At 58.3% G+C, this 2,401-nt stretch carries 2 rRNA genes (1 of these 2 cut by a window edge); both read right to left on the bottom strand.

From position 1 onward, the window contains the following. A 23S ribosomal RNA gene (locus ACFVX4_RS41500) occupies positions 1-757 on the bottom strand; it reaches 2,465 nt to the left of the window's first position. A gap of 297 nt (positions 758-1,054) precedes the next feature. Continuing rightward, a 16S ribosomal RNA gene (locus tag ACFVX4_RS41495) occupies positions 1,055-2,401 on the bottom strand; the annotation flags it as partial.

The following is a 2,401-nucleotide window of genomic DNA, read 5'->3' as shown; positions in this document are numbered from 1 at the left end:
GAAACGCCCTATTCGGACTCGCTTTCGCTACGGCTTCCCCACACGGGTTAACCTCGCAACACACCGCAAACTCGCAGGCTCATTCTTCAAAAGGCACGCAGTCACGACATGCAAGCAAGCTTGCATGCGACGCTCCCACGGCTTGTAGGCACACGGTTTCAGGTACTATTTCACTCCGCTCCCGCGGTACTTTTCACCATTCCCTCACGGTACTATCCGCTATCGGTCACCAGGGAATATTTAGGCTTAGCGGGTGGTCCCGCCAGATTCACACGGGATTTCTCGGGCCCCGTGCTACTTGGGTGTCTCTCAAACGAGCCGTCAATGTTTCAGCTACGGGGGTCTTACCCTCTACGCCGGACCTTTCGCATGTCCTTCGCCTACATCAACGGTTTCTGACTCGTCTCACGGCCGGCAGACCGCAAAAGAGAGATCCCACAACCCCGCATGCGCAACCCCTGCCGGGTATCACACGCATACGGTTTGGCCTCATCCGGTTTCGCTCGCCACTACTCCCGGAATCACGGTTGTTTTCTCTTCCTGAGGGTACTGAGATGTTTCACTTCCCCTCGTTCCCTCCACACTGCCTATGTGTTCAGCAGCGGGTGACAGCCCATGACGACTGCCGGGTTTCCCCATTCGGACACCCCCGGATCAAAGCTTGGTTGACAGCTCCCCGGGGCCTATCGTGGCCTCCCACGTCCTTCATCGGTTCCTGGTGCCAAGGCATCCACCGTGCGCCCTTAAAAACTTGGCCACAGATGCTCGCGTCCACTGTGCAGTTCTCAAACAACGACCAGCCACCCATCACCCCGCTCCGAAGAACAGGTTCACTGGGGCCGGCAACTGAAGGCGACCATTACGGCCGTACCCTCAGATACCCAACAACGTGCCCGACCCGACCCCTCAAAATTCATGTTCCACGCCGAAGCAGTACTAATGAACCCTGAAGAACCGTGCCGAATAGTCAACGTTCCACCCATGAGCAACCACCGTCGAACATTTGCCGACGTAATGGCCTCTGGACTCCTTGCGGAATCTAGATGCTCCTTAGAAAGGAGGTGATCCAGCCGCACCTTCCGGTACGGCTACCTTGTTACGACTTCGTCCCAATCGCCAGTCCCACCTTCGACAGCTCCCTCCCACAAGGGGTTGGGCCACCGGCTTCGGGTGTTACCGACTTTCGTGACGTGACGGGCGGTGTGTACAAGGCCCGGGAACGTATTCACCGCAGCAATGCTGATCTGCGATTACTAGCAACTCCGACTTCATGGGGTCGAGTTGCAGACCCCAATCCGAACTGAGACCGGCTTTTTGAGATTCGCTCCGCCTCGCGGCATCGCAGCTCATTGTACCGGCCATTGTAGCACGTGTGCAGCCCAAGACATAAGGGGCATGATGACTTGACGTCGTCCCCACCTTCCTCCGAGTTGACCCCGGCAGTCTCCTGTGAGTCCCCATCACCCCGAAGGGCATGCTGGCAACACAGAACAAGGGTTGCGCTCGTTGCGGGACTTAACCCAACATCTCACGACACGAGCTGACGACAGCCATGCACCACCTGTACACCGACCACAAGGGGGGCACCATCTCTGATGCTTTCCGGTGTATGTCAAGCCTTGGTAAGGTTCTTCGCGTTGCGTCGAATTAAGCCACATGCTCCGCTGCTTGTGCGGGCCCCCGTCAATTCCTTTGAGTTTTAGCCTTGCGGCCGTACTCCCCAGGCGGGGAACTTAATGCGTTAGCTGCGGCACCGACGACGTGGAATGTCGCCAACACCTAGTTCCCAACGTTTACGGCGTGGACTACCAGGGTATCTAATCCTGTTCGCTCCCCACGCTTTCGCTCCTCAGCGTCAGTAATGGCCCAGAGATCCGCCTTCGCCACCGGTGTTCCTCCTGATATCTGCGCATTTCACCGCTACACCAGGAATTCCGATCTCCCCTACCACACTCTAGCCTGCCCGTATCGACTGCAGACCCGGGGTTAAGCCCCGGGCTTTCACAACCGACGCAACAAGCCGCCTACGAGCTCTTTACGCCCAATAATTCCGGACAACGCTTGCGCCCTACGTATTACCGCGGCTGCTGGCACGTAGTTAGCCGGCGCTTCTTCTGCAGGTACCGTCACTCTCGCTTCTTCCCTGCTGAAAGAGGTTTACAACCCGAAGGCCGTCATCCCTCACGCGGCGTCGCTGCATCAGGCTTTCGCCCATTGTGCAATATTCCCCACTGCTGCCTCCCGTAGGAGTCTGGGCCGTGTCTCAGTCCCAGTGTGGCCGGTCGCCCTCTCAGGCCGGCTACCCGTCGTCGCCTTGGTAGGCCATCACCCCACCAACAAGCTGATAGGCCGCGGGCTCATCCTTCACCGCCGGAGCTTTCAACCCCGTCCCATGCGGGAC

Source organism: Streptomyces sp. NPDC058240, assembly GCF_042882135.1.
GTDB lineage: Bacteria > Actinomycetota > Actinomycetes > Streptomycetales > Streptomycetaceae > Streptomyces.
Note: the sequence above shows the minus strand (reverse complement) of the source record. Positions and strands in the feature narration are given on the sequence as shown.